1 protein-coding gene is annotated in these 1,530 nt (G+C 65.6%); it reads left to right on the forward strand.

The annotated features are described in order from the left end of the window. Nucleotides 1-1,519, forward strand: a 1,519-nt coding sequence (thiC, locus tag P3W75_RS16745; protein WP_276228432.1) for a phosphomethylpyrimidine synthase ThiC, incomplete at its 5' end; no start/stop codon positions are given. Between the last annotated feature and the right edge of the window lie 11 nt (nucleotides 1,520-1,530).

Genomic DNA, 1,530 nt, shown 5'->3' on the forward strand with positions numbered 1-1,530 from the left:
CTTCGCCCACGTGCGCACCCCGCGCCGCGCAAAGGCTGGCAAGAACGTCTCGCAGATGCACTACGCGCGCCAGGGCATCATCACCCCGGAGATGGAATACATCGCCATCCGCGAGAACATGAAGCTGCAGGAAGCCCGCGCCGCCGGCCTGCTCAAGGCGCAGCACCCGGGGCAGAGCTTCGGCGCCAGCATTCCTGAGGAGATCACCGCCGAATTCGTCCGCGACGAAGTGGCCCGCGGCCGCGCGATCATCCCGGCGAACATCAACCACACCGAGCTGGAGCCGATGATCATCGGCCGCAACTTCCTGGTGAAGGTCAACGGCAACATCGGCAACAGCGCGCTGGGCTCCTCCATCGAGGAAGAGGTGGAGAAGCTCACCTGGGGCATCCGCTGGGGCGCCGACACGGTGATGGACCTGTCCACCGGCAAGCACATCCACGAGACCCGCGAGTGGATCCTGCGCAACAGCCCGGTGCCGATCGGCACGGTGCCGATCTACCAGGCGCTGGAGAAGGTCAACGGCGTCGCCGAGGACCTGACCTGGGAAATCTTCCGCGACACCCTGATCGAACAGGCCGAGCAGGGCGTGGACTACTTCACCATCCACGCCGGCGTGCTGCTGCGCTACGTGCCGCTGACGGCCAAGCGCGTCACCGGCATCGTCTCGCGCGGCGGCTCGATCATGGCCAAGTGGTGCCTGGCGCATCACCAGGAGAATTTCCTCTACACCCACTTCGAGGAAATCTGCGAAATCATGAAGGCCTACGACGTCAGCTTCTCGCTGGGCGACGGCCTGCGCCCGGGCTCGGTGGCCGACGCCAACGACGCCGCCCAGTTCGGCGAGCTGGAAACCCTCGGCGAGCTGACCCGGATCGCCTGGAAGCACGACGTCCAGGTGCTGATCGAAGGCCCCGGCCACGTGCCCATGCACCTGATCAAGGAGAACATGGACAAGCAGCTGGAGTGCTGCGACGAGGCGCCGTTCTACACCCTCGGCCCGCTGACCACCGACATCGCCCCCGGCTACGACCACATCACTTCGGGCATCGGCGCGGCGATGATCGGCTGGTACGGCTGCGCCATGCTCTGCTACGTGACGCCCAAGGAGCACCTGGGCTTGCCGAACAAGGATGACGTGAAGACCGGGATCATCACCTACAAGATCGCCGCGCACGCCGCCGACCTCGCCAAGGGCCATCCGGGCGCGCAGATCCGCGACAACGCGCTGTCCAAGGCGCGCTTCGAGTTCCGCTGGGAGGACCAGTTCAACCTCGGCCTCGACCCCGACACCGCCCGCGCCTTCCACGACGAGACCCTGCCGAAGGACTCGGCCAAGGTCGCGCATTTCTGCTCCATGTGCGGGCCGAAGTTCTGCTCGATGAAGATCACCCAGGAAGTCCGCGACTACGCCAGGGACAACGGCCTGCTCGATGAGCAGAAAGCCATCGAGGCCGGCTTCCAGGAACAGGCCGCGCGCTTCAAGGACGAGGGCTCGGTGATCTACAAACAGGTCTGATCGCTACACCG

Origin of the sequence: Pseudomonas citronellolis, from assembly GCF_029335315.1 — a bacterium.
GTDB classification, from domain to species: Bacteria; Pseudomonadota; Gammaproteobacteria; order Pseudomonadales; family Pseudomonadaceae; genus Pseudomonas; species Pseudomonas citronellolis_A.